This is a genomic window from Rhizobium sp. AAP116, from assembly GCF_001295785.1.
In the GTDB taxonomy this organism is placed as follows: Bacteria; Pseudomonadota; Alphaproteobacteria; order Rhizobiales; family Rhizobiaceae; genus Allorhizobium.
Genome location: NZ_LJIB01000011.1, coordinates 123,441 through 148,537, shown reverse-complemented (window position 1 = coordinate 148,537; position 25,097 = coordinate 123,441). Strand labels below are relative to the sequence as shown.

20 protein-coding genes are annotated in these 25,097 nt (G+C 62.1%); 17 read left to right on the top strand and 3 right to left on the bottom strand.

Features of this window, described 5'->3' with window-relative positions; translation table 11 throughout:
- Positions 1-70: 70 nt before the first annotated feature.
- The 17 genes from IP85_RS09020 to hutC all read left to right on the top strand — a co-directional run bounded on the left by IP85_RS09020 (position 71) and on the right by hutC (position 19,734).
- A complete protein-coding gene (locus IP85_RS09020) occupies positions 71-1,024 on the top strand; it encodes a sugar-binding transcriptional regulator (RefSeq protein ID WP_054149343.1) in 954 nt (317 codons plus the stop codon).
- Positions 1,025-1,171: 147 nt separating this feature from the next.
- Positions 1,172-2,485, top strand: coding sequence for a sugar ABC transporter substrate-binding protein (locus tag IP85_RS09015; protein ID WP_054149342.1), 1,314 nt, complete (start codon positions 1,172-1,174; stop codon positions 2,483-2,485).
- 144 nt (positions 2,486-2,629) lie between these two features.
- Positions 2,630-3,502, top strand: coding sequence for a sugar ABC transporter permease (locus IP85_RS09010; protein ID WP_054149502.1), 873 nt, complete (start codon positions 2,630-2,632; stop codon positions 3,500-3,502).
- A 10-nt stretch (positions 3,503-3,512) separates the two neighbouring features.
- Positions 3,513-4,337, top strand: a complete 825-nt coding sequence (locus tag IP85_RS09005; protein ID WP_054149341.1) for a carbohydrate ABC transporter permease — start codon at positions 3,513-3,515, stop codon at positions 4,335-4,337.
- Positions 4,338-4,349: 12 nt separating this feature from the next.
- Entirely contained in the window at positions 4,350-5,348 is a 999-nt protein-coding gene (locus tag IP85_RS09000) for an ABC transporter ATP-binding protein (protein WP_054149340.1), read from the top strand.
- Positions 5,345-6,124 (top strand): L-iditol 2-dehydrogenase, encoded by a 780-nt coding sequence (locus IP85_RS08995; RefSeq protein WP_054149339.1) that lies wholly within the window; start codon positions 5,345-5,347, stop codon positions 6,122-6,124. Before IP85_RS09000 ends, IP85_RS08995 begins: the two co-directional genes overlap by 4 nt.
- A gap of 34 nt (positions 6,125-6,158) precedes the next feature.
- Positions 6,159-7,643 carry a mannitol dehydrogenase family protein gene (locus IP85_RS08990; protein WP_054149338.1) on the top strand — a complete coding sequence of 495 codons (1,485 nt, stop codon included), beginning with the start codon at positions 6,159-6,161 and terminating at the stop codon, positions 7,641-7,643.
- A 6-nt stretch (positions 7,644-7,649) separates the two neighbouring features.
- A complete protein-coding gene (locus tag IP85_RS08985) occupies positions 7,650-8,357 on the top strand; it encodes an HAD family hydrolase (RefSeq protein ID WP_054149337.1) in 708 nt (235 codons plus the stop codon).
- Complete coding sequence (locus IP85_RS08980; protein ID WP_054149336.1) at positions 8,350-9,975, top strand: FGGY family pentulose kinase; 1,626 nt, start codon at positions 8,350-8,352, stop codon at positions 9,973-9,975. The genes IP85_RS08985 and IP85_RS08980 overlap by 8 nt, the downstream gene beginning before the upstream one ends.
- A 136-nt stretch (positions 9,976-10,111) precedes the next feature.
- Positions 10,112-11,485 carry a formimidoylglutamate deiminase gene (hutF, locus tag IP85_RS08975; RefSeq protein WP_054149335.1) on the top strand — a complete coding sequence of 458 codons (1,374 nt, stop codon included), beginning with the start codon at positions 10,112-10,114 and terminating at the stop codon, positions 11,483-11,485.
- 43 nt (positions 11,486-11,528) lie between these two features.
- The gene (gene hutH, locus IP85_RS08970) at positions 11,529-13,037 is read left to right on the top strand and encodes a histidine ammonia-lyase (RefSeq protein ID WP_054149501.1); all 1,509 of its coding nucleotides are present in this window, start codon (positions 11,529-11,531) and stop codon (positions 13,035-13,037) included.
- The gene (gene hutI / locus IP85_RS08965) at positions 13,034-14,254 is read left to right on the top strand and encodes an imidazolonepropionase (RefSeq protein WP_054149334.1); all 1,221 of its coding nucleotides are present in this window, start codon (positions 13,034-13,036) and stop codon (positions 14,252-14,254) included. Before hutH (IP85_RS08970) ends, hutI begins: the two co-directional genes overlap by 4 nt.
- Entirely contained in the window at positions 14,251-15,786 is a 1,536-nt protein-coding gene (gene hutH, locus IP85_RS08960; protein WP_054149333.1) for a histidine ammonia-lyase, read from the top strand. Before hutI ends, hutH (IP85_RS08960) begins: the two co-directional genes overlap by 4 nt.
- 1 nt (position 15,787) lies before the next feature.
- On the top strand, positions 15,788-16,588 hold the full coding sequence (hutG, locus tag IP85_RS08955; protein WP_054149332.1) for an N-formylglutamate deformylase: 801 nt from the start codon (positions 15,788-15,790) through the stop codon (positions 16,586-16,588).
- A 12-nt stretch (positions 16,589-16,600) separates the two neighbouring features.
- Positions 16,601-18,274, top strand: coding sequence for a urocanate hydratase (gene hutU / locus IP85_RS08950; RefSeq protein WP_054149331.1), 1,674 nt, complete (start codon positions 16,601-16,603; stop codon positions 18,272-18,274).
- Positions 18,275-18,291: 17 nt separating this feature from the next.
- Complete coding sequence (locus IP85_RS08945) at positions 18,292-18,909, top strand: HutD family protein (protein WP_054149330.1); 618 nt, start codon at positions 18,292-18,294, stop codon at positions 18,907-18,909.
- An 87-nt stretch (positions 18,910-18,996) separates the two neighbouring features.
- A complete protein-coding gene (gene hutC, locus IP85_RS08940; RefSeq protein WP_054149329.1) occupies positions 18,997-19,734 on the top strand; it encodes a histidine utilization repressor in 738 nt (245 codons plus the stop codon).
- Between the two features lie 58 nt (positions 19,735-19,792).
- Here the strand turns inward: hutC and IP85_RS08935 are convergent, their stop codons facing one another.
- From IP85_RS08935 to IP85_RS08925, 3 genes are read right to left on the bottom strand one after another with little or no spacing between them, the layout of a single operon-like run.
- A complete protein-coding gene (locus IP85_RS08935) occupies positions 19,793-22,846 on the bottom strand; it encodes an efflux RND transporter permease subunit (protein WP_054149328.1) in 3,054 nt (1,017 codons plus the stop codon).
- On the bottom strand, positions 22,843-23,925 hold the full coding sequence (locus tag IP85_RS08930; protein ID WP_054149327.1) for an efflux RND transporter periplasmic adaptor subunit: 1,083 nt from the start codon (positions 23,923-23,925) through the stop codon (positions 22,843-22,845). Before IP85_RS08930 ends, IP85_RS08935 begins: the two co-directional genes overlap by 4 nt.
- Positions 23,922-25,049 (bottom strand): efflux RND transporter periplasmic adaptor subunit, encoded by a 1,128-nt coding sequence (locus IP85_RS08925; RefSeq protein ID WP_197277999.1) that lies wholly within the window; start codon positions 25,047-25,049, stop codon positions 23,922-23,924. The genes IP85_RS08930 and IP85_RS08925 overlap by 4 nt, the downstream gene beginning before the upstream one ends.
- Positions 25,050-25,097 lie beyond the last annotated feature (48 nt).

Here is a 25,097-nt window from a genome sequence, read left to right as displayed (position 1 = left end):
AGCGCGGAGCCCGGATTTGACAGGAGAGGGCAAAATTGGCAGCAGTGTTTCCACACGGAGAGGAGACCGCATGGCACGGCGTGGCGAGGGGCAGACAAGACTGGACGATGCAGCACGGGCCGGATGGCTCTACTATGTCGCCGGCAAAACCCAGGACGAGATCGCGGCTGCCATGGGCATATCCCGACAAAGCGCCCAGCGCCTCGTATCCCTTTCGATTGCGGAAAAGCTGATCAAGGTCCGGCTCGATCATCCCATCGCGGCATGCCTGGAACTTGCCGAAGCCGTGAAGCGCAAGTTCGGCCTGAAGGCGGTGGAAATCGTTCCTACCGATCCCGGATCCGAGTCCGCGACAGTGGGAGTGGCAGAAGCGGGCGCGGCACAGCTGGAGCGCTGGCTGAAACAGCCCGAGCCACTGGTCATCGCGATGGGAACGGGTCGAACACTCCGGTCGATGATCGATCAGCTGTCTCCGATGGAATGTCCGCAGCACAAGATCGTCTCGCTCACAGGCAATATCAGCCCTGACGGTTCGGCTGCCTATTTCAACGTCATCTTCTCCATGGCCGATGCGGTGAAGGCACCGCATTTTCCGATGCCGCTGCCGGTCATCGTCTCCTCTCCCGCCGAGCGGCAGTTGCTGCATGACCAGCCTCTGGTCGCGCCGACAATCGCGCTCGCGCGCCGATCGGACGTCACCTTTGTCGGCATCGGCGAGATGAACATGCGTGCTCCGCTTCTCGTCGATGGCTTCCTGAAAGCCGACGAGATGGAAGATCTCCTGCAGGCCGGCGCGGTTGGAGAGATCTGCGGCTGGATCTTCGGGGACAACGGCGAGTTGCTGACCCATCCGGTCAATGAGCGGGTTGCGAGCTTGCAAATTCCCGCCCGGGAAACCTCGACCGTGATCGGTCTCGCACGGGGTCGGCGCAAGCATCCGGCCATCCTGGCGGCCGTCCGGGGTGGACACATCAATGGGCTGATCACGGACGAGGACGCTGCGCGTCACCTTCTGGCGAGCTAGGCTTCTATAAAATTTTAATTCCAGAACAGTTGGTTAGCTATTCCATGCGGCAGCGCAGCATGAAATGCGGATTGACATTTTGTGCTCTACGATTGAGTAATTGCCCATGAGCAAAGCGAATGCTCATTTTTCTTCTGGGAGGAAGACATGACATTGAAGACGATTTTGCTGGGCGCGTGCTCGGCGCTGGCGCTTGCCGGCATGGCCTCGGCCGAAACCCTCACGATCGCGACCGTCAACAACGGCGACATGATCCGCATGCAGGGCCTGACCTCGGAATTCACCTCGGCCAATCCCGACATCCAGGTCGAGTGGGTCACACTCGAAGAAAACGTTCTGCGCGAACGTGTGACGACGGACATCGCCACGAAGGGCGGACAGTACGACATCATGACGATCGGCACTTACGAAGTTCCGATCTGGTCCAAACAAGGCTGGCTGCTGCCGCTCGAAAATCTCGGCGCAGACTACGATGTCGATGATCTGCTTCCGGCCATTCGCTCAGGCCTGACCGGCGAAGACGGCAAGCTCTATGCGGCTCCGTTCTACGGCGAATCCTCGTTCATCATGTACCGCAAGGACCTGATGGAGAAGGCCGGGCTCACCATGCCCGATGCTCCGACCTGGGAGTTTGTTGCCGACGCCGCTCGCAAGATGACGGACCGCGCCAACGACATCAACGGCATCTGCCTGCGCGGCAAGGCCGGCTGGGGCGAAAACATGGCCTTCCTGACGGCCACCTCGAACGCCTTTGGCGCCCGCTGGTTCGACGAGAACTGGAAGCCGCAATTCGATCAGCCGGAATGGAAGAATACGCTCGACTTCTACGTCAAGCTGATGAACGACGCGGGCCCGCAGGGTGCGTCCTCGAACGGCTTCAACGAAAACCTCGCGCTCTTCCAGCAGGGCAAGTGCGGCATGTGGATCGACGCCACCGTCGCCGCTTCCTTCGTGACCAACCCGAAGGACTCGACCGTCGCCGACAAGGTGGGCTTTGCGCTCGCTCCCGACACCGGTCTCGGCAAGCGCGGCAACTGGCTCTGGGCCTGGAACCTCGCCATCCCGGCAGGCACCCAGAAGGCAGAAGCTGCCGAGAAGTTTGTCTCCTGGGCGACCAGCAAGGCCTATGCGGAGCTCGTCGCTTCCAAGGAAGGCTGGGCCAATGTTCCTCCGGGGACGCGGACCTCTCTCTACGAGAACCCGGAATACCAGAAGGCGGCGCCGTTCGCGAAGATGACGCTCGACTCGATCAATGCCGCTGACCCGAAGAACCCGACCGTCAAGCCGGTGCCCTATGTCGGCGTGCAGTTCGTCGCCATCCCCGAGTTCCAGAGCCTCGGCACCTCCGTCGGCCAGCTCTTCTCGGCCGCACTTGCGGGCCAGATGTCGGTCGATGATGCGCTTGCCCAGGCCCAGAGTCTGACGACACGCGAAATGACCCGCGGCGGCTACATCAAGTAATCCACCCTCCCGAACCACCTGCCCGGATTGCGATCCGGGCAGGAAAGGCTTCGACCGTTTGCGGCCAATGCCGGTCGTCGTCACCTAGCCTCCAACGGGCCTGCGGACCTCGTCTCCGACATGGCCATCAGGGCGAGCTTCATCATGGCTACTCAAAACACAAGCACCCTGGCCCGTCTGATGATGGCGCCGTCCGTCGGGCTCCTGTTGATCTGGATGATCGTGCCACTGTCGATGACGCTGTGGTTCTCGTTCCAGAACTACAATCTGCTCAACCCTGCCAATGTCAGCTTCGCTGGCCTGTTCAACTACCGCTATTTCTATACGGATCCGGCCTTCTTCCAGTCGATCTGGAACACCATGCTGATCGTCGGCGGCGTGCTGTTCATCACCATCTTCGGCGGCACGCTGCTGGCGCTGCTGCTCGACCAGCCGATTTTCGGCCAGGGGATCGTGCGTATCCTCGTCATCTCGCCCTTCTTCGTCATGCCGCCGGTCGCTGCATTGGTCTGGAAAAACATGATCATGCACCCGGGCTATGGCGTGCTGGCCGACATCAACCGGGCGCTCGGCTTGAGCCCCGTCGACTGGTTCGCGCAATATCCGCTTCTGTCGATCGTCATCATCGTTGCCTGGCAATGGCTGCCGTTTGCAACGCTCATCCTGCTCACCGCGCTTCAGTCACTCGATGGCGAGCAGCAGGAAGCGGCCGAGATGGATGGTGCGCGCTTCATCGACAAGTTCATCTATCTGACGCTTCCGCATCTCGCCCGCGCAATTACCGTGGTCATCCTGATCCAGACCATCTTCCTGCTCGGGGTCTACGCGGAAATCCTGGTCACCACCAATGGCGGCCCGGGCTATGCCTCGACCAATCTCGTCTTCCTGATCTACCGAACGGCCCTTCTGGGTTACGACGTCGGCGGCGCTTCGGCGGGCGGCATCATCGCAATCATTCTCGCCAATATCGTCGCCATCTTCCTGATGCGCGCCGTCGGCAAGAACCTCGACCGGTAAGGACAAGGCCATGGCTCGCAACGTCACAACCCGGCGCAAGATCATCTTTACAGCGATTGCCTGGACGATCGCCTTCGTGATCTTCTTCCCGATCCTTTACACGCTGATCACCAGTGTGAAGACGGAAAGCGAAGCGATCCAGGGCTTCGACCTGATCCCGACCTTTACCTTCGAAAATTACGTGACGGTCCAGACACAGCGCGACTACATCAAGCCGTTCATGAACTCGGTCATCCTGTCTGTGGGCTCGACGATCCTGGCACTTTTCGTCGGCATCCCGGCCGCCTGGGCCATGGCGTTTTCGCCGACCAAGCGGACCAAGGACATCCTGATGTGGATGCTCTCGACCAAGATGATGCCTGCAGTCGCCGTGCTCGTTCCGATCTACCTGCTGTTCCGCGACTTCGGTCTGCTCGATACCCGGATTGGTCTGACGATCATGCTGACGCTGATCAACCTGCCGATCGTCATCTGGATGCTCTACACCTATTTCCGCGAGATTCCGGGCGAAATCCTCGAAGCCGCGCGAATGGACGGTGCCTCGCTTTTCAACGAGATCGTCTATGTGCTCGCGCCCATGGCCCTGCCAGGCATTGCCTCGACGCTTCTCCTCAACATCATTCTCGCCTGGAACGAAGCCTTCTGGACGATCCGTCTCACCACCACCAATGCGGCGCCGCTAACCGCCTTCATCGCCTCCTTCTCCAGTCCGCAAGGGTTGTTCTGGGCGAAACTGTCGGCCGCCTCGACGATGGCGATTGCGCCGATAGTGATCCTCGGCTGGTTCAGCCAGAAGCAACTCGTGCGCGGCCTGACCTTTGGCGCCGTCAAGTAAGGAAACCCGACCATGGGCAGCATCAAACTCGAACAGCTCTCCAAGTCCTTCGGCGAGCATGCGGTCATCCCGGGGATCGACCTTGAAATCAATGACGGTGAATTTGTCGTCTTCGTCGGGCCGTCCGGCTGCGGCAAGTCCACGTTGCTGCGCCTGATCGCCGGCCTCGAAGACGCGACCGGCGGACGCATTGTGATCGACGGCAAGGATCAAACGCATACACCGCCGGCGCAGCGCGGCCTGGCAATGGTGTTCCAGTCCTATGCACTTTATCCGCATATGAGCGTGCGCTCGAACATCGGCTTTCCGCTGAAGATGGCGAAGGTCGACCCGGCCGAGATCAACCGCAAGGTCGAGGAGGCAGCGCGCATATTGAACCTCACCGATTACCTGGAGCGCCGGCCCGGGCAACTCTCCGGCGGTCAACGACAGCGCGTCGCTATCGGCCGTGCCATTGTCCGCAATCCCCGTTGCTTCCTGTTCGACGAGCCGCTTTCCAACCTCGATGCGGCGCTTCGCGTCGCCATGCGTCTCGAGATCACCGAACTGCATCAGAAGCTCAAGGCAACCTCGATTTACGTGACCCACGACCAGGTGGAGGCCATGACCATGGCTGACAAGATCGTGGTTCTCAACAAGGGCCGCATCGAGCAGGTGGGATCGCCGCTCGACCTCTATCGCAGCCCGGCCAATCTCTTCGTCGCCGGCTTCATCGGTTCGCCGAAGATGAACCTGATCTCTGGCCAGGCCGCCTCCGCCCATGGCGCCCACACGATCGGCATTCGGCCGGAGCATGTCACGCTCTCGCTCGACAGCGGCATGTGGCGTGGTCTTGTGACAGTCGCCGAACATCTTGGCTCCGACACGTTCCTGCATGTCGAGGTGGATGGTGTCGGCACGATCACCACGCGGACAGGAGGGGAATTCCCGGTCCGTCATGGCGACACTGTTTATGTGACACCGGATCTCAATCGACTGCACAAATTCAATGACAAGGGACTGGCAGCATGACCGGCAGATTGAGCGGAAAATCGGCAATTATCACAGGCTCAGCCCGCGGCATCGGCCGGGCCTTTGCGGAGGTCTATATTCGCGAAGGTGCAACGGCGGTTGCGATCGCCGATATCGATTTCGACCGCGCATCGGCAACGGCATCGGAGATCGGCCCTGCGGCCTATGCCGTCCGGATCGACGTCTCCGATCAGGCATCGATCGACGCAGCGATTGCTGCCTGTGTCGAACGCGCCGGCGGCATCGATATTCTGGTCAACAATGCCGCAATCTTCGATCTCGCTCCGATCATCGAGATTTCCCGCAAGAGCTATCAACGCGTTTTCGACATCAATGTCGGAGGAACGCTGTTTACGATGCAGGCCGTGGCCAAGCAGATGATGGCGCAAGGGCGTGGTGGCAAGATCATCAACATGGCGAGCCAGGCCGGACGACGCGGCGAACCGCTGGTCGGCGTCTACTGCGCCTCGAAGGCTGCCGTCATTTCGCTCACCCAATCGGCTGGCCTCGACCTCATCAAGCACGGGATCAACGTCAACGGGATTGCGCCTGGCGTGGTCGGCAGCGAGATGTGGGACGAGGTCGACGCGCTCTTCGCAAAGTACGAAAACCGTCCGCTTGGCGAAAAGAAGAAACTTGTCGGCGAGGCGGTCCCCTTCGGCCGTATGGGCCGGGCGGAGGATCTGACCGGCATGGCAGTCTTCCTCGCATCGGCGGAAGCCGACTACATCGTCGCCCAGACCTACAATGTCGACGGCGGAAACTGGATGAGCTGACGGCTCGTGCGGCCCCCAGCCAAGGAATGCACTCATGACGATCAAACTCTCGCTTGCAACTCTGGCAGATATCGGTGACCGGGCGTCCCTGCCCTCCTACCGCCGCGAGGACATCCGTCCCGGGATCCTGCATTTCGGCGTCGGCAATTTCCACCGCGCCCATATGGCGATCTACCTGCACGAACTCTTCAACAGCGGTCGCGATCTCGATTGGGGCATTATCGGCGCTGGTGTCATGGCCTCCGACCAGCGGATGCGTGACACGCTGAAAGCCCAGGATTTCCTCACGACCGTGGTCGAGCAGGATATCGATCGCTCGGCCGCGACCATCACCGGGCCGATGCTGGATGTCATCACGGCACCGGATTTCGATCGGATCATCGCGACGCTCTCCTCCCCCGATATCCGGATCGTTTCGATGACGATCACGGAGGGTGGGTATTTCATCGATGCGGCCACCGGCAAGTTCGATCCTGATCATCCGGCGATCGTCGCCGACGCGAAGAACCCTGGCGAGCCGAAGACGGTCTTCGGACTGATCATCGCCGGCCTCAAGGCGCGCCGCGCTGCGGGCGTTCCACCCTTCACCGTCATGTGCTGCGACAATATCCCCGGCAATGGCGAAGTCACGGAAGCGACCGTCTGCGGGTTGGCGCGACTGTCTGATCCTGATATCGCCGACTGGATCCATCACAACGTTGCCTTTCCGAATTCCATGGTGGACCGCATCACGCCTGCAACCGGACAGCGTGAAATCGACATCACGCGGGAAAGTTACGGGATCGAAGATGGCTGGCCCGTATTCTGCGAGGGCTTCAAGCAGTGGGTGCTTGAAGACAAGTTCCCGCTGGGACGCCCTGCTCTGGAAGACGTGGGCGTGACCTTTGTGCCCGATGTGGCACCCTACGAGTTGATGAAGCTCAGGATCCTGAATGGTGGCCATGCGGCAATCGCCTATCCGGCGGCGCTGATGGACATTCATTTCGTGCATGAATCCATGGAGAACCCGCTGATCCGGGCCTTCCTGGCGAAGCTCGAAAACGACGAGATCATCCCGGTCGTGCCGCCTGTGCCTAACACCAGCTTGCAGGACTATTTCGCGCTCATCGAGAACCGCTTCGCCAATCCGAAGATTGGCGACACCATCCCGCGCCTGGCGCAGGATGGCTCGAACCGTCAGCCCAAGTTCATTCTACCCTCGACAGCAGATCGTCTGGCCCAGGATCTGGACGTGCAAGGCCTTGCTCTCGTCTCGGCCCTCTGGTGTCGCTACTTCGAAGGCACGAGCGACGGCGGAAAGCCGATCGCCTTCAACGATCCAAGCGCGGAGCGGCTGCACGCGGCTGCACTCACCTCTCGGAATGATCCCATGGCTTTCATCGGGATTACCGACATCTTTGGATCCGTCGGAGCCAATCCGCAGTTCCAGAAGCGATTCGGTGAAGCGATCGCAAGCTTGCGGAGCCAAGGCGCCGCCGCTACGCTCCAGCGCTATCTCGACGGAACCCTTGCAAGCTGAGTGACCATGGACCCGCAGCCGATCCGCCTGGTGATCTTCGACTGTGACGGGGTTCTCGTCGACAGCGAAGGCATCGCGCTCGAGGTTCTGGTCGAAGCGCTGGCCGAAACGGGAATTGGATTGACGACCAACGAGGCGGCGGAGCGCTTTCTCGGGCGAAGCCTTGGTTCGCTGACAGAGGTGGTTCGATCCGAATTCGGTGTCGAAATCGATCCCGCTTTCCTGGCCGGCATGCGGGATAGGCTTTACGCGCGGTTTCGTGCGGAATTGGCAGCCCTTCCAGGGGTCGCATCCGCCATCGATTCGCTCAAGGCCATGCAGGTCTCCTGCTGTGTGGCCTCGTCCAGTCAGCGGGAACGGATCGAGCTCTCCCTGTCCGTGACCGGACTTCTTCCCCGTCTCAGCCCACATATCTTCAGCGCGACCATGGTCGAACGCGGCAAACCCGCACCCGATCTCTTCCTGCATGCTGCCGCCCAGATGGGTGTCGCGCCGTCGCAGTGTCTCGTGATCGAGGACAGTCCCGCCGGTATCCGTGCGGCGCAAGCCGCCGGCATGAAGGTCATCGCCTTTACCGGCGGATCCCATACCGGGAATGCCAGCTACCGGGAGGCGCTCACGCATCTGAAGCCGGATGGGCAGTTTGACGCGATGGAGAATTTGCTCCACTTTGTGCGCGGAGCGAGGAGACCGGAAGATCTGACTGATGCGTGAGCACCTCTTGGCCGTGGATGTTGGCACGGGCAGTGCACGGGCCGGGGTGTTCGATCTCAGCGGTCGGCAACTTGCCCGCTGTGTCGTCCCGATCAGCGTTCACCAGCCTCTGCCCAAGCATATGGAGCAGGACAGCGAAGAGATCTGGGCGGCAGTCTGCAGCGCGGTTAAGTCTGCCCTTGCCGAGAGCGGAATTTCTGCTGCTCAAGTCCTGGCCCTCGGGTTCGATGCCACATGTTCGCTTGTCGTGCGTGACCGCGATGGACGCCCGCTTTCGGTCTCAGAAACACGCTCGCCGAACCTCGACACCATCTTGTGGATGGACCATCGGGCGCTCGAGGAAACCGAATACTGCAACGCGACCGCCGATCCGCTGCTCGAACGCTTTGGCGGACGGCTTTCGGTCGAGATGCAGATCCCGAAACTGCTCTGGCTCAAAAGGCACAGAGCGGATCTCTGGGCCGAAAGCGCACAAATCTTCGATCTCTGCGACTTCCTGACCTGGCGCGCGACCGGCTCCGAGAAACGCAGTCATTCAGCGCTCGCCTCGAAATGGGGCTATATGCCGGAGGCGCCCGGTGGGCCACCGATCGACTACTACCGGAAAGTTGGACTCGGCGATGTCATGGAGCGAGCGGGGCTGCCGCCCCTTTCGGAACAGCCGGGTCAGGCGATCGGCTGCCTCTCCCGAACCAGCGCCGCGGAACTTGGTCTCGACGAGCAGTGCCTTGTCGCCCCGGGGCTGATCGATGCTTACGCGGGAACTGTAGGCCTCTTCGCCGCGGGGGAACGGCCGAACGTCACGCTCGATGCCGAAGCCGTGCTGATTGCAGGCACTTCGAGCTGCATCGTGCGGCTTTCGAGCGAGCCTGTGTCCGGCACCGGCTGCTGGGGCGCCTTTCGGGATGCCGCGATCGCCGGCCTCTGGTTGACCGAGGCCGGGCAATCCGCCTCGGGTGCCTTCCTGGACCACATTGTAACGCAACATCCGGCTGGCGGGATTCCCATGAAGGCACGCCACCGGGCAATCCTCGACGGGATCGCCGAGTGTCTGGCGAGCGAGGGACCAGATTTCGGTCTGCCGATCAGCGTCCTGCCGGACCTGCACGGTACACGCTCACCCGTGTCCGATCCGATGCTCACCGGGACAATCGCGGGGCTCGATCTCGATCGCAGTGAGCGCTCCCTTCTCAGGCTCTACTGGAGAAGCTGCGTGGCGCTTGCCTGCAGCATCCGCCATATCATCGACCATCAGCCGCGCCGTGCGGGAGCGCCGCGACAGCTTCTGTTGGCCGGCGGCCTGGCCGACCATCCGCTTCTGGCGCAACTCTATGCCGATGCGACCGGCTGCGATGTCTTCGTGCCGATCGACTGCGACGCCGTTCTGCTCGGCTGCGCACTGCATGCGGCTGTTGCCGCTGGCGCCTTTTCGACTTCTGCCGAAGCGGGGAGCCGGATGCGGTATGCCATGAAGCACTTTCCTCCATCGCCGAAGCGGCAACAGGCTCTCGCGCGAGATCACGCGCTGCTCTTGGCCATGATGCGGCATCGCGAAGAACTCGCGACGCTTGCGAGCCCTCAAGGCAGAACGTCGGACGCCGTTTCCCTGGCCATCTGATCCCACGCGGCCTCAAGAGTCGAGGTCTCGGCCGCGTGCAGTCAACAGAACACCGGATCCGACGGCGCATCGGTGCCCTCTTGCGCCGAAGCTTGGAACCTGCCATGTTGCCTATACAACTTGCAAAGGTTTCGAGATGAGAGCTTCTCAAAGTCTGTTCTGTGAGCGCGTGCTTCTGCCCGGGGGCTGGGCAAGCGATGTGACAATCGGGATCGATCAGAGCGGCTCGATAGTCACGATCGAACGCGGCACGGTGCATGGGCCAGATTCAACCATGCTGGCCGGACCCGTGGTTCCAGCACTGCAGAACCTGCATTCTCACGGGTTTCAGCGGGCAATGGCCGGTCTCGCCGAGATCGCCGGCTCAACCGATGACAGCTTCTGGACATGGCGTGACACCATGTATCGGCTGGTCGGACGCATGTCGCCCGACGATGTCGAGGCTGTTACAACGAAGTTGTATAGTGAACTTTTGAAAGGTGGTTTCGGTCATGTCGCTGAATTTCACTATTTCCACCATGCTCTGCCTGAGGTCGGCACGTCCGACGGCTTCGAGATGTCCAGCCGTATCCTGCGTTCGGCCGAGACGGCCGGGATAGGCCTGACGCACCTGCCGGTCTTCTATGCCCATGCCGGCTTCGGAGGGATCGAGCCCAATGCAGGACAGCGTCCGTTCATTCATAGCGTCGACAGTTTCCTGGCTCTTCTCGATCGGCTGGCGCCTGCTTGCACGACTGCCGATGTGCGCCTTGGTCTGGCCATCCATTCGCTGCGGGCGGCGACGCCGGACGAGATGCGCGCGGTCCTCTCGGCGGAGCAAACTGGCGGGCCCATCCATATTCATGTGGCCGAACAGGAACGGGAGGTGGAGGACTGCCTTGCCTGGAGCGGCCGCCGGCCGGTCAGCTATCTGCTCGACGAGTTTGCGCTCGACGAGCGCTGGTGTGCCATCCATGCGACGCACATGACGGCGGAGGAAACGGCACGGCTGGCGAAGTCAGGTGCGGTCGCGGGTCTCTGCCCGGCCACCGAAGCCAATCTCGGCGACGGGATCTATCCCGCAACGGAATTCACGGCCCTGGGCGGGCGCTTCGGGATCGGCACGGACAGCCATGTCGCAACCTCGGTGGCGGAAGAATTGCGCGTGCTGGAATATGGGCAGCGGCTGCGCGATCGACGCCGCAACCGGCTTGTATCCGGTCCTGGCGCCTCGGTCGGCCGCACGCTGATCGACGCCAGCCTCTCCGGCGGGGCCCAGGCTGCGGGTCTCAAGACGAGCGGTCTCCGCGTCGGCGCGCGCGCCGATCTTGTCGTACTCGACGGCGCTAACCCCTTCATCGCTGCTGCCAAGGACGACCAAATCCTTGACCGCTGGATCTTTGCACTTGGCAGTGAGGCCGTGCGCGACGTGATGGTTCGCGGAGACTTCGTGGTTCGGGACGGTCGCCACCGTGCCGAAGAGCGCATCGACGGCGACTTTGCCCGCGCGCTGAAGAGGATCCTGCAATGAGTTTCATTAGCCGGCGAATTCTTTTCAGCAGATGGAGCGCCTGATGGTGCAGACGATCACTCTCGAGACCGTTCTGACATCAGATGCGATCGCTGCCATTGCGGACGGCGCCAGACTGGCCTTGAGCGAGACGGCACGGCAGCGGATCCTCAAAGCCCGCGCAATCGTTGAAGCCCTGGTCGACCAGGGTATCCGCGGTTATGGGATCAATACCGGCGTCGGCGCACTCTGTGACGTGGTCATCGATCGCGAGGAGCAGGAAACGCTTTCCCGCAATCTGCTGTTCAGCCATTCCTGTGGTGTCGGTGAACCGCTCGGGCTGCTGGAGACCCGCGCGATCATGGCAGCCCAGATCGCCAACTTCGCCCATGGTTATTCAGGCATCCGGCTTGAGGTCGTCGAGACACTCATCGCCCTCCTGAACAAGGATATGCTTCCGGTCATCCCATCCAGGGGCTCCGTTGGCTACCTGACGCATGGCGCGGCGATCGGGCTCGTCGTCGTCGGCGCTGGCGAATGCCGACACGAAGGCAAGCTGATCTCGGGTGCCGAGGCGCTGGCATCACTGGGTCTCAAGCCGCTCGTGCTCCAGGCGAAGGAAGGTCTGAGCCTGATCAACGGTACACCCTGCGCCACCGGCCTTGCTTCGCTTGCCGTCACCAGGCTCGCGCATCTCGTCGACTGGGCAGATGCAGCAGCGGCGATGACCTATGAGAACCTCGGCGCGCAAAGCGATCCATTTGCGGAGATGCCGCTTTCCCTGCGGAAGTCCGATGGGCTGCAGCAGGTCGGGCAGAACTTGCGGACATTGCTGGCCGGAAGCGCGCTTCTGGCGGAATCTGCGGGCAAGCGGACGCAGGATCCGCTCAGCCTTCGGGCTGTGCCGCATGTGCATGGCGCGGTGCGCGATGCGCTCGATGACGCGCGTGCGGTGGTGGATCGGGAGCTTGCGAGCGTGACCGACAATCCCGCTGTCAGCGGCTCGCCCGAGGACCCGAAAGTGCATTCGCAGGCGCATGCCGTGGGTGCCGCCCTTGGGCTCGCCATGGATCATCTGGCGACGGCAGCAGCCGAACTCGCCGCCATTTCCGAGCGGCGGATCGACCGGCTGGTCAACCCGCTGGTGAGCGGCCTGCCGGCCTTTCTCGCATCGGGCAGCGGCGTCGAATCCGGCTTCATGATCATTCAGTATACAGCGGCAGCGCTGGTCGCGGAAAACCGCCGGCTCGCGATGCCGGCAAGCCTCGATGGTGGCATCACTTCAGGCCTTCAGGAAGACATCCTGACCCATGCGACGCCTGCTGCGGCCAAGGCGCTCGCGATCCTCGACAATCTCGAGACGGTGCTTGCCATCGAACTGACCGCCGCCGCGCAGGCCCATGACCTGCAGTCTTCCAAGGCGGCCAAGGCTCCGATGACGCAAGGGATCTACGAGCGGCTCCGCCGTGTGGTGCCCTTCTACCGGGACGATCGGCCCATGAACGGTGACATCCAGCAGATCCGGACACTCCTGAAGACGACGGCCGCCTGGTCGGAGAGCGAGGGCGCATGACGACTATCCTCACCAACGCCCGACTGGCGACCATGGCGCCCGACCGGCCCGGGCTGGGCGTGGTCGAGAATGGCAGATTGGTGATCGAGGGCGGGCGGATCGTGGCCGTCGGCGCGGCGAACGAAATCGCGATCCCCAGCGGTGCCGACGTCATCGACTGCGAGGGTCGCTGCGTGACCCCGGGCCTGATCGATTGCCACACCCATCTGGTGCATGCCGGCAATCGCGCCAAGGAATTCGAGATGCGCCTTGCCGGCGCATCCTACGAGGAAATCGCTCGCGCCGGCGGTGGCATCGTCTCGTCGGTGCGTCAGGTGCGCGAGGCGAGCGAGGCGGATCTTGTCTCGCAAACGCTTCCCCGACTTGACGCGTTGATTGCCGAGGGCGTGACAACCGTCGAGGTCAAGTCCGGCTACGGGCTGACCGTCGAAGACGAACTCAAGATGCTGCGTGCCGCACGGCAACTGGCCGAGAAGCGTCAGGTTGCCATCACCACAACCTATCTCGGCGCCCATGCAACGCCCGCTGACTACAAGGGACGCAATCGCGATTTCATCGAAGAGGTCGTCCTGCCGGGATTGAAGGCCGCCCAGGCGCAGGGGCTGGTCGATGCGGTGGATGGTTTCTGCGAAGGCATCGCCTTTTCTCCTGATGAGATGCGGCTTGTCTTCGATGCGGCAAGGTCACTTGGCCTCTCGGTGAAGCTGCATGCGGATCAGCTGTCGAACCTGCATGGGGCAGCGCTTGCGGCCGAGTATCAGGGGCTGTCGGCCGACCATCTCGAATACACCGACGAGAACGGCGCCGCTGCGATGACCAAAGCCGGAACCGTCGCCGTGTTGCTGCCCGGCGCCTACTACTTCATCCGCGAGACGAAGAAGCCGCCGGTCGAGATTTTCCGCAAGCACGGGACCGTCATGGCGCTTGCCACCGACTGCAATCCCGGCACCTCGCCCCTCACCTCCCTGCTGCTCACCATGAACATGGCCGCAACGCTGTTTCACATGACGGTCGAGGAATGTCTTCTCGGCGTCACCCGCAATGCCGCCCGCGCGCTCGGACGTCTCGATTCGGTCGGGACCATCGAGGTCGGCAAGCAGGCCGACCTTGCCATCTGGTCGGTCGAGAGCCCGGCGGAACTCGTCTACCGCATCGGTTTCAACCCGCTCTACCTGCGCCTCTGGAACGGCCACATCACCAAAGGAATTCTGTCGTGACCATTACGCTTCACCCCGGCCGCGTCTCTCTCGCCGAACTCGCGCAGATCTACTGGAGCGGCGAAAGTGCTGCGCTCGACCGCAGCTTCGATGCCGGCATCGAGAAGGCCGCCGCGCGGATCGCGGAAATCGCCGCAGGCAACGCGCCGGTCTACGGCATCAACACCGGCTTCGGCAAACTTGCCTCGATCAAAATCGATGCGGCCGATACGGAGACGCTGCAGCGCAATCTGATCCTGTCGCATTGCTGCGGCGTGGGCCAACCGCTGGCGAACAACATCGTGCGCCTGATCATGGCGCTGAAGCTGATCTCGCTCGGTCGCGGCGCCTCCGGCGTTCGCCTCGAACTGGTGCGGCTGATCGAGGGCATGCTGGAAAAGGGCGTCACTCCGCTCATTCCGGAAAAGGGCTCCGTCGGCGCCTCCGGTGATCTGGCACCGCTTGCCCATATGGCAGCGGTGATGATGGGCGAGGCGGAGGCCTTCTATCAGGGCGAACGGCTTTCCGGCGCCGAGGCGTTGAAGCGCGCGGGGCTGACACCCGTCGTGCTCGCGGCCAAGGAAGGTCTGGCGCTGATCAACGGCACGCAGGCCTCGACCGCGCTGGCGCTGGCCGGCCTTTTCCGTGCCCATCGGGCCGCACAGGCCGCATTGATTACCGGTGCGCTCTCGACTGACGCAGCCATGGGTTCGTCGGCGCCGTTTACCGCTGACATCCACACGCTGCGCGGCCACAAGGGGCAAATCGACACGGCAGCCGCTTTGCGTGGACTGCTCGCCGGCTCCGTGATCCGGGAAAGCCATCTGGATGGCGACGAGCGAGTGCAGGACCCCTATTGCATCCGCTGCCAGCCGCAGGTCGATGGCGCCTGCCTGGATCTCCTGCGCATGACGGGGCGCACGCTCGAAATCGAGGCGAATGCTGTTACCGATAATCCGCTCGTGCTTTCCGACATGAGCGTCGTCTCGGGCGGCAACTTCCATGCAGAGCCCGTCGCTTTCGCCGCCGACCAGATCGCGATCGCTGTCTGCGAAATCGGCGCGATCGCACAACGCCGCATCGCGCTGCTGGTCGATCCGGCCCTGTCCTACGGGCTGCCGGCCTTCCTCGCCAAGAAGCCGGGACTGAATTCCGGTCTGATGATTGCCGAGGTCACGTCGGCTGCCCTGATGAGCGAAAACAAGCAGATGGCGCATCCGGCCTCTGTCGATTCGACGCCGACGTCCGCCAACCAGGAAGACCATGTATCGATGGCATGCCATGGCGCACGGCGCCTGCTGCAGATGACCGACAACCTCTTCTCGATCATCGGCATCGAGGCTTTGACGGCCGCCCAGGGCGTCGAATTCCGCGAGCCCCTGACGACGAGCCCGGAACTGCAACGCGTGATCTCCACCTTGCGGGCCTATGTCGCCACGCTGGAGGAGGACCGCTACATGGCGCCCGATCTCGAGGCTGCCGGTCGCCTGGTGGCGGATGGGACCTTGGTTTCGGCCGTCTCCGCCGGATTGCTGCCGGGTCTGGAGGGCTGACATGGCCGTCTTCGAAGTCAAGCAAGGCACCTCCCCCGTCATTCTTGCCTTTCCGCATACGGGCACGGACTTGCCGCCCGCAGTCTGGGATCGCCTCAATGATAACGGCAAGCTGCTTGCCGATACCGACTGGCATATCCATGACCTCTATGCCGGTCTTCTGCCGGATGCGACGACGGTCAGGGCGACCTTCCATCGCTACGTGATCGATGCGAACCGCGACCCTGATGGCGTGAGCCTCTATCCGGGGCAGAACACCACCGGTCTCGTTCCGGAAACGGATTTCGACGGGGTCGCCATCTGGAAAAGCGGCGAGGAGCCAACGAGCGAGGACATTGCGGATCGGCTGGCAGGCTTCCATGCGCCCTATCATGCGGGGCTCAGGGCTGAGATCGAACGCGTGAAGGCGATGCATGGCGTGGCGGTGCTTTATGACTGCCACTCGATCCGCTCGCTCATCTCCTTCCTGTTTCAAGGGCCTCTGCCGGACTTCAACATCGGCACGGATATGGGCCGCACCTGCGATCCCAGCATCGAGGCGGCTGCCGCCGAGATCGCCGGTCGTGCTGAAGGTTACACGTCTGTGGTCAACGGCCGCTTCAAGGGCGGCTGGACGACACGGCATTATGGCCAGCCCAACACCGGCGTGCACGCCATCCAGATGGAACTGGCGCAGGTCACGCATCTCGCCACCGAAGTACCACCCTTCGCCTATGACGCCGGGAAGGCAGAGGCGCTGCGACGCCATCTCAAGGACATTCTGACAACTATCGAAGCCATCGCGCTCGATCTGAAACGCTGAGGAGCGAGGACCATGACCAATCCCAGACACAATATCCGCGACGTCCGCGCCGCCACCGGAACCGAACTCTCGGCCAAGAGCTGGATGACGGAAGCGCCGCTCCGGATGCTGATGAACAATCTCGACCCCGATGTCGCCGAGCGGCCGCATGAGCTCGTCGTCTATGGCGGCATCGGCCGGGCTGCCCGCACCTGGGAGGATTTCGACCGAATCGTCGAAACGCTGAAGACGCTTACAGAGGAAGAGACGCTGATCGTGCAGTCGGGCAAGCCGGTCGGCGTGTTCCGTACCCACAAGGACGCACCGCGCGTGCTGATCGCCAATTCCAACCTCGTGCCGCACTGGGCGACATGGGATCACTTCAACGAGCTGGATAAGAAGGGTCTGGCCATGTACGGCCAGATGACCGCCGGCTCGTGGATCTATATCGGCACCCAGGGCATCGTGCAGGGCACCTACGAGACCTTCGTGGAGGCCGGGCGCCAGCACTATAACGGCAATCTCAAGGGCAAATGGATCCTAACGGGTGGCCTCGGCGGCATGGGTGGCGCTCAGCCGCTGGCGGCCGTCATGGCCGGCGCCTGCTGCCTTGCCGTCGAATGCGACGAGACCCGCATCGATTTCCGCCTGCGCACCCGTTACGTCGATGCCAAGGCGCATACACTGGACGAGGCGCTGGCCCTCATCGACCAATGGACCAAGGCGGGCGAAGCAAAATCCGTCGGCCTGGTCGGCAATGCCGCCGAGATCTTCCCGGAACTCGTGCGTCGCGGCGTGCGCCCCGACATCGTCACCGACCAGACTTCGGCCCATGATCCCATCCATGGCTATCTGCCGCTCGGCTGGACGGTTGCCGAATGGCGGGCAAAACAGGAGAGCGATCCGAAGGCGGTGGAAATTGCTGCCCGTGCCTCGATGAAAACCCATGTGCAGGCCATGGTCGACTTCTGGAACAGAGGCATTCCGACACTCGACTACGGTAACAACATTCGCCAGGTCGCCAAGGAAGAGGGTTTCGAAAACGCCTTCGCCTTCCCCGGCTTCGTCCCGGCCTATATCCGGCCGCTCTTCTGCCGCGGCATCGGCCCGTTCCGCTGGGCGGCGCTGTCCGGCGATCCGGAGGATATCTACAAGACCGATGCAAAGGTGAAGGAGCTGCTGCCCGACAACACGCATCTGCACAACTGGCTGGACATGGCACGCGAGCGCATCGCCTTCCAGGGTCTGCCCGCCCGCATCTGCTGGGTCGGCCTCGGCGATCGCCACAAGCTCGGCCTCGCCTTCAACGAGATGGTGCGTAATGGCGAGCTCAAGGCACCCGTCGTCATCGGTCGCGATCATCTCGATTCCGGTTCTGTCGCCTCGCCCAACCGCGAGACGGAAGCTATGAAGGACGGCTCGGACGCCGTGTCCGACTGGCCGCTTCTGAACGCGCTGCTCAACTGCGCCTCGGGTGCGACCTGGGTCTCGCTGCATCATGGCGGCGGCGTCGGCATGGGCTTTTCACAGCATTCCGGCATGGTCATCTGCGCCGATGGCACGGACGATGCTGCACGCCGGCTGGAGCGGGTGCTGTGGAACGATCCGGCGACCGGCGTGATGCGCCATGCCGATGCGGGCTATGACATCGCGCTCGACTGCGCCAAGGAAAAAGGCCTTCGTCTGCCCGGCATTCTCGGCAATTGAGGGGACGCGAAACGCCCATGTCCATCCGCATCCAGCGCTTCGACGAGCACCTTAAGATGCCCTGGAAAAACGGGCTGGGGATCACCCGCGAGGTGATCTCCAGGCCTGCTTCGGATGGAGCCGGCGGGTTCGACTGGCGAATCAGTCTTGCGACCGTCGGGACCTCCGGTCCGTTCTCGGTCTTTGCCGGGATCGACAGGACGATTGCCGTTCTGGAAGGCGACGGCATGCAATTGACGGTAGATGGGAGACAGCAGCAGCCGCTTCTCGTAGGCTCGCCTCCCTTCGCCTTTTCCGGCGATGCGGAAGTGCAGGCGGATTGTCTTGGCGGCGAAACGCTCGATCTCAATGTCATGAGCCGTCGCGGGTTTTTCGTTCATCGCATGACGAAGATCGACGTCTCAGCCGCACAGACGCTTTCGGTGTCGGGGGACACCGTCGCAATCGTGTTTCGGGGTGATGCCCTTGTTGCGATCGATAGCATGGGATCGGAAGTCGGGCTCGGCGATATCATGATCTCGGAGCAGGTACCGTTTGAGTTCACCGTCGAGCCTCGCGCGGCTGATTGCACGCTCTACAGCATCGAAGTAACTGCCGCTCTGGATAGGGCTTCTGAAGCCGAACCGGTTGCCTAGACAAGGCCTGTGCCGATAAGGGAATGCCCGAAGTGCTGCGGCGAGAAACCGGCAAGATCGCTTCGCCACCATCAGGATCGACCCACCATGTCCGACGACCAGCCAGGCTTTGCACTTCCCGAGGAACGGCAGGATACGCCGCTCTACGAGCAGATGAAGGCCGAGATCAAGGCGCGAATCGAGCGCGGCGAATGGCCGATCAATTTCCGCATTCCCTCCGAGAACGAGCTGGTCGAGATGCTGGGGGTCAGCCGGATGACGGCGCATCGGGCGCTCAGGGAACTCGCCAGCGAAGGCATCATCATCCGTGTCCAGGGGCGCGGCTCCTTCGTTGCGCCGAAGAAGCGCCGGGCCAATGTCAGCGATGTTCGCAACATCGCCGAGGAGATTGCCGAGCGCGGCGGACAGCATTCCGTCGAGATCGTGCTGATGCAGGCGGAAGTTTGCGATCACGATCTGGCGGACAGGCTGGAAGTGGAGGCCGGCACATCAGCCTTTCACTCGGTCATCGTGCACAAGGAAGACGACCTGCCGATCCAGCTCGAGGATCGCTTCGTCCATGCAGAGCTTGCGCCCGCCTATCTCGACCAGGATTTCCGGACGATGACGCCGAATGCCTATCTGAGCGGTATCGCGCCGATTTCGCGCGCCGAGCAATTCGTCGAGGCAGTGTTACCCCAGCCGTGGGAATGCCGGCTGCTGGCGATCGCCAGGTCCGAACCCTGTCTTCTCGTGCGGCGTCGAACCTGGTCCGGCGACCGGCTGGTGACATCCGTTCGGCTTCTTTATCCAGGCAGCCGCTACAGTCTCGAAAGTTCGTATTGAGCCGAGAAGAAAACCGGCCGCAAGCTTTGTCGCGGCCGGTCAAAGTTGGCTCAGTCGGTCAGGCTGTCACCGAAGGCTCCTTGATCCGGAACCAGATCAGATAAAGCGCCGGCAGGAAAAGCAGCGTCAGCACAGTACCGACGATGATGCCGCCCATCATCGCGAAAGCCATTGGCCCCCAGAAGATCTCCGACGCGATGGGGATGAGCGCGAGACTGGCCGCGGCAGCCGTCAGCATGATTGGCCGCATGCGGTGCTCGGTGGCCTCGCGGACCGCGTCCCAGGCATGCCGGCCGTTGCGTTGCAGCGTATCGATCTCGACCACGAGGATGACCGAGTTTCGGATGAGGATACCGATCAGGGCCAAGACGCCGAGAATGGCGACGAAGCCGAGAGGCGCACCGCTGGGCAGGAGGGCTGCGACAACACCGATCAGTCCGAGAGGGGCTACAATCACCACCATGAACAGGCGCTGGAAGCTCTGCAGCTGGAACATGAGGATCGTCGTCATGGTCAGAAGCATCAGCGGCACGACGGCCGCAATCGGTGCCTGGCTTTTGGCGCTGCTTTCAACCGAGCCGCCGACCGCGACATGATAACCCGCAGGAAGATCGGCGGCATAGGTTTCGACCTTGCCCTTCAAAGCCGCATCAATGGTGGCCGGCTGCGTGGCATCGGTAATGGCAGCTTTCAGCGTGATCGTCGGACTGCGATCACGACGCCAGATCACGGGCTGCTCCATACCATAGGAGAAGGTGGCGATGGAGGCGAGCGGTACGGACTGGCCATCACCGCCGGGTAGCTGCAGATTGCGGAGTGTTTCAACAGACTGACGCTCGTCGCCCGGCGCACGGCCAACAACGTTGATCAGATAGATACTGTCACGCAGCTGGGTCATGGTGGAGCCGCCGGCCATATTGTTGAGCGCCGTCGCGATATCGCTCGAGCTCACGCCGAGAAGACGGGCCTTGTCCTGAAGCACATCGACCTTGACGGTGCGAGCCGGCTCCATCCAGTCGAAGACGATACGACCGAGACGTGGCTCCGTGCCGATGACGGCTGCAAGTCCGGCTGCGTATTCGCGCACCTTTTCCGGATCCGGGCCGCTGACTCGGTACTGGATCGGCCGACCGACCGGCGGCCCGAGCTCCATTTCCTTGACCAGAATGTCTGTACCCGGATAGCCATCCGCGGCAACCGCCTTCAGCTTTTCCTTGAGAGTCTCACGGGCCTCGATACTCTTGGTGACGATGACCATCTGGCCGAAATACGGGGCCGACGGCTGCACGTCGAATGAGAGAACGAAACGCTTGGCGCCTTGCCCGACATAGGACGTCCAGTGGTCGATACTGTCGTCATTGGCGAGGTAGGCGGCCTCGAATTCATCCATGTCGGCCTTGGTCTGTGCCAGCGTGGAGTTCTGCCGCCCGGTCCAATCGACGATCAGTTCCGGGCGATCCGATGCCGGGAAGAACTGCTGCTGGACGAAGCCCATGCCATAGACGGAGAGGAGGAAGACGCCGAATGTGGCGGCGACCGTCATCTTCGGCCGATGCATGCAAGCCGCCAGAATGCGCGAGAACATCTGGGCAACCCTGCCCTTCTGCTCATGATGCCGCTCCATCTTTGCCGGAAGGATCAGCACCCCCAGAACCGGCGCGAAGAGAACGGCGACAATCCAGGAAACGATCAGGGCAACGGCAATGACGACGAAGAGCGAAAAGGTGAACTCACCAGCAGCACTGTCGTTCAGACCGACGGGAATGAAACTCGCGACGGTGACCAGGGTGCCGGTCAGCATCGGAAACGCCGTCGAGGTCCAAACCGCTATCGCTGCCTTGGACAGGGGTTCGCCCTGTTCGAGCTTGGACACCATCATCTCGATGGCGATCATGGCATCGTCGACCAGGAGGCCGAGCGCGATGATCAATGCACCCAGCGAAATGCGCTGGAGGGAGATGCCCAGATACTCCATGGCAACAAAGGTGATGGCGAGGACCAGCGGGATCGACAGAGCGACCACGAGCCCGGCTCTGGCGCCCAGACTTATGAAGCTGACGACGAGAACGATGGCGATCGCCTCGAAGAGGGCCTTGGTGAAACCGCCGACCGCCTCGTCGACGACGACGGCCTGATCGGCCACATGGTGAATGCCAATGCCGATGGGCAGGCTGGCGGTCACCTTTTCCATCTTCTCGGACAGGGCCTCGCCGAATTCGAGCAGGTTGGAGCCCGGCTTCATGCCGATCGCAAGACCGATCGCCGGCTCGCCATTGACCCGGAACAGCGCCTGCTGCGGGTCGACATAGCCGCGCGTAATCGTCGCGACATCGCTCAGTCGAAAGAAGCGGTCGTTGACGCGAAGGTTGACCTTTCTCAGATCGTCTTCGGTGGAGAACTGACCTGAGACGCGCATGCTGATGCTCTCGGACGCGGTGCGCAGAGTGCCTGATGCGACAACGGCGTTCTGATTCTGCAGTGTCTCGACGATCTGTTGCTGGGTGATGCCGAGCGCGGCCATACGCCGGGTGGAGAATTCCAGATAGATCACCTCGTCCTGAGCGCCGATGAGATCGACCTTACCGACATTGGGAACGGCAAGGATCTCGGTTCTTGCCGCTTCCAGATAGTCCCGGAGCTGTCGCGGTGTCAGTCCGTCCGCCGTGAAGGCATAGATATTGCCATAGACATCACCGAAGCTGTCGATGAAAAAGGGACCGACCACACCCTGAGGAAGGTTGGGAACGATGTCATTGATCATGTTCCGGACCTTGACCCAGGTCTGGCTGACGTCCGCCGCCTTCGTGTTCTCGAGAAGATTGACGTAGATCGTCGCCTGTCCCGGCGCATTGATGCTCTTGGTGTAGTCGAGGGATTCGAGTTCCTGCAGTTTCTTCTCGATCCGATCGGTGACCTGACTGGTCATTTCGTCGACCGATGCTCCCGGCCACTGGGCCTGGATCAGCATCGTCTTGATCGTGAATTCGGGATCTTCTTCCCGTCCGAGATTGAAATAGGCCATGATCCCCGCAACCGTGGAGAGGATCATGAAATACCAGACGAGCGACTTGTGCCGCAGTGCCCATTCGGAAAGATTGAATTTGCTGTTCATCGGGCGATCTCGTCGGTGAAGGAAACGATCTGATTTTCGGTGAGGGAGTTCACGCCGGCGCTGACCACGCGCTCTCCGGCCTGCAATCCCGAAACAATGTCATAGCCGCCATCGGCTTTTTCGGCTTCGACAGGCCGACGCGCCACGGCACCGCTGGCCGGGTCGATGACCCAGACAAATGCGCCGCCTGACTGATCGGCACCCATGGCCGTTTCAGGCAGCCAGATGGCGGTGGCGACGGCTGCGATTGGTCTCGCGACCACGGTGCTGCCGAGGCGAAACGCCTTGTCCGGGGCAGAAAGCGCAAGCTTGGTTCGCCGCGTCCGGGTTGCGCCATCAGCCTCGGGTGCGACCTCCCGCACGCGACCTTGTGCCTTGATTTGCGGGTTCGACAGGAGGGTGACCTCGTATTCCGTGTCGGGCAGTTGAAGCGCCTTCAGCGTGTCGGGGACATCGATGACAGCATCGAGGGCCTCCAGCCGGGCGATCGTCACGGCCGATTGACCGGCTGCAACGACCTGTCCGACTTCCGCGCTCACGGCCGAAACGACACCATCGGTTTGTGCGACGACAGTGGCATAGGTTGTCTGCTCACGCGCTTTCGTCAGATCGGCTTCCTTTTGCCGGACAGTCGCCTCGGCGGCTTCCGCGGTCTGCTCGGCTTCTTCCAGTCGCTCACGCGTGGTCGCCTGGGTTCTCAGAAGTGTCGCCTGACGGCTGGCATTGACCTGCGCCAGATCGAGTTTGGCATTTGCGGATGCAAGATCTGCTTCGGCCTGGCGGACAGCGAGCTGAAGGCTGGTCGTGTCGAGCGTCATCAGAACCTCGCCGGCACGAACGACATCGCCGACATCGACCATGCGCGCGGTGACCCGACCGAGCAGGCGAAAGCCGATATCGACATTCAGCTTGGCCTCGACGGTCCCGGTGAAGGTCGATCCAGGCTCACTCGCGCGCGGCCCGGCGATGACCGAGAGAGCCGGACGCACCTGCGGCGCGGCCTGTTCTTCGGCCTCGCTGCAGGAACTCAGCGCAACGACCGCAAGGCACAGAAATGCAATTGCTTTCACTTGCTTCATTGCGCGTCTCCCTGAACCGTACGAACCTTTTGTTTCGGATAGAGAAACTGCGTTCCCTCGACGACGAACTGATCACCGGGTTCAAGCCCGTTGGCGACGATGATCCGGTCGGCGTCGTAGCGCAGCACCTCGATTTGACGGGTCTCGACTGTCTCCGTGGCCGGATCGACGACGAAGACTGCGGGCTTTCCGTTGGCACTGGTCAAAGACTGGGACGGAATGGATATTCGCCCCACTTCCGAGAGCTTCGCATAGGCCACAATTGCCGAACCCAGCGTGATCTCCGGTGGCGGATCGGTGATCGACAGCTTCAGTCGTACTGTGCCGAGCTTGCGATCCACCGAGGGGCTGATCTCCTGAATGTGCGCGACTGCGCGAGTATCCGGCCGATCGACAAGGGCGACTTCCACCGATTCAGGCGGCGTGTCCCTGGTCAAGGCACTTTCATCCACGTTGAAGACAGCATCGAGCTCGCCATCATGGGCGAGCTTGAATGCGGCCGATGATGGCTGCACGACTTCTCCCGGCTCGATGCTCACAGCCGTGATGAGGCCATCGGCATCGGCTTTCAGCTCGGTCTGAGCCAGGCTTTCCTGCACGCTGGCGAGATTTGCCTGTGCTGCATCGAGATCATTGACTGCCGAATCATATTGCTGGATCGCCTCGTCCAGTTGCTGCTGTGGCAGCGCACCTGTCTGTGTCAGGGTGCGACGGCGGTTGAGATAGGATTCGGCGGTGCGCAAGGTGGCTTGGCGGGCGCGGATGGCCGCTTCTGCCGCCGCCAGATCCGCCTTCTGTTCCGTCGGGTCGATGCGGGCAAGCACCTGACCGACCTTCACCCGATCGCCGACCCCGACATCACGGGCGATGACGCGGCCGCTGACCTTGAAGGACAGGACGCTTTCGACCCTCGGCTTCACCTCCCCGGTACCGGAGACCGTGACGGCATCGGACACGGTGGCTGCGGTTGCGACCCTGACCGTCGGCACATAGCCTGTCTTTTCCGACGCCTCGTCGCTGCAGGAGGCGAGAAGGAGGGGCAGAACTGCCGCCAGCAGCCATGGGAATTTTCTTGACGTCGGGGGCAACCGACCCATCTGGCGCGTTACCAACGGGGTGGGCATCGCAGGCTCCTGAAAACGAGGGAGGATTTTATTCATCGTCTGTTGAAT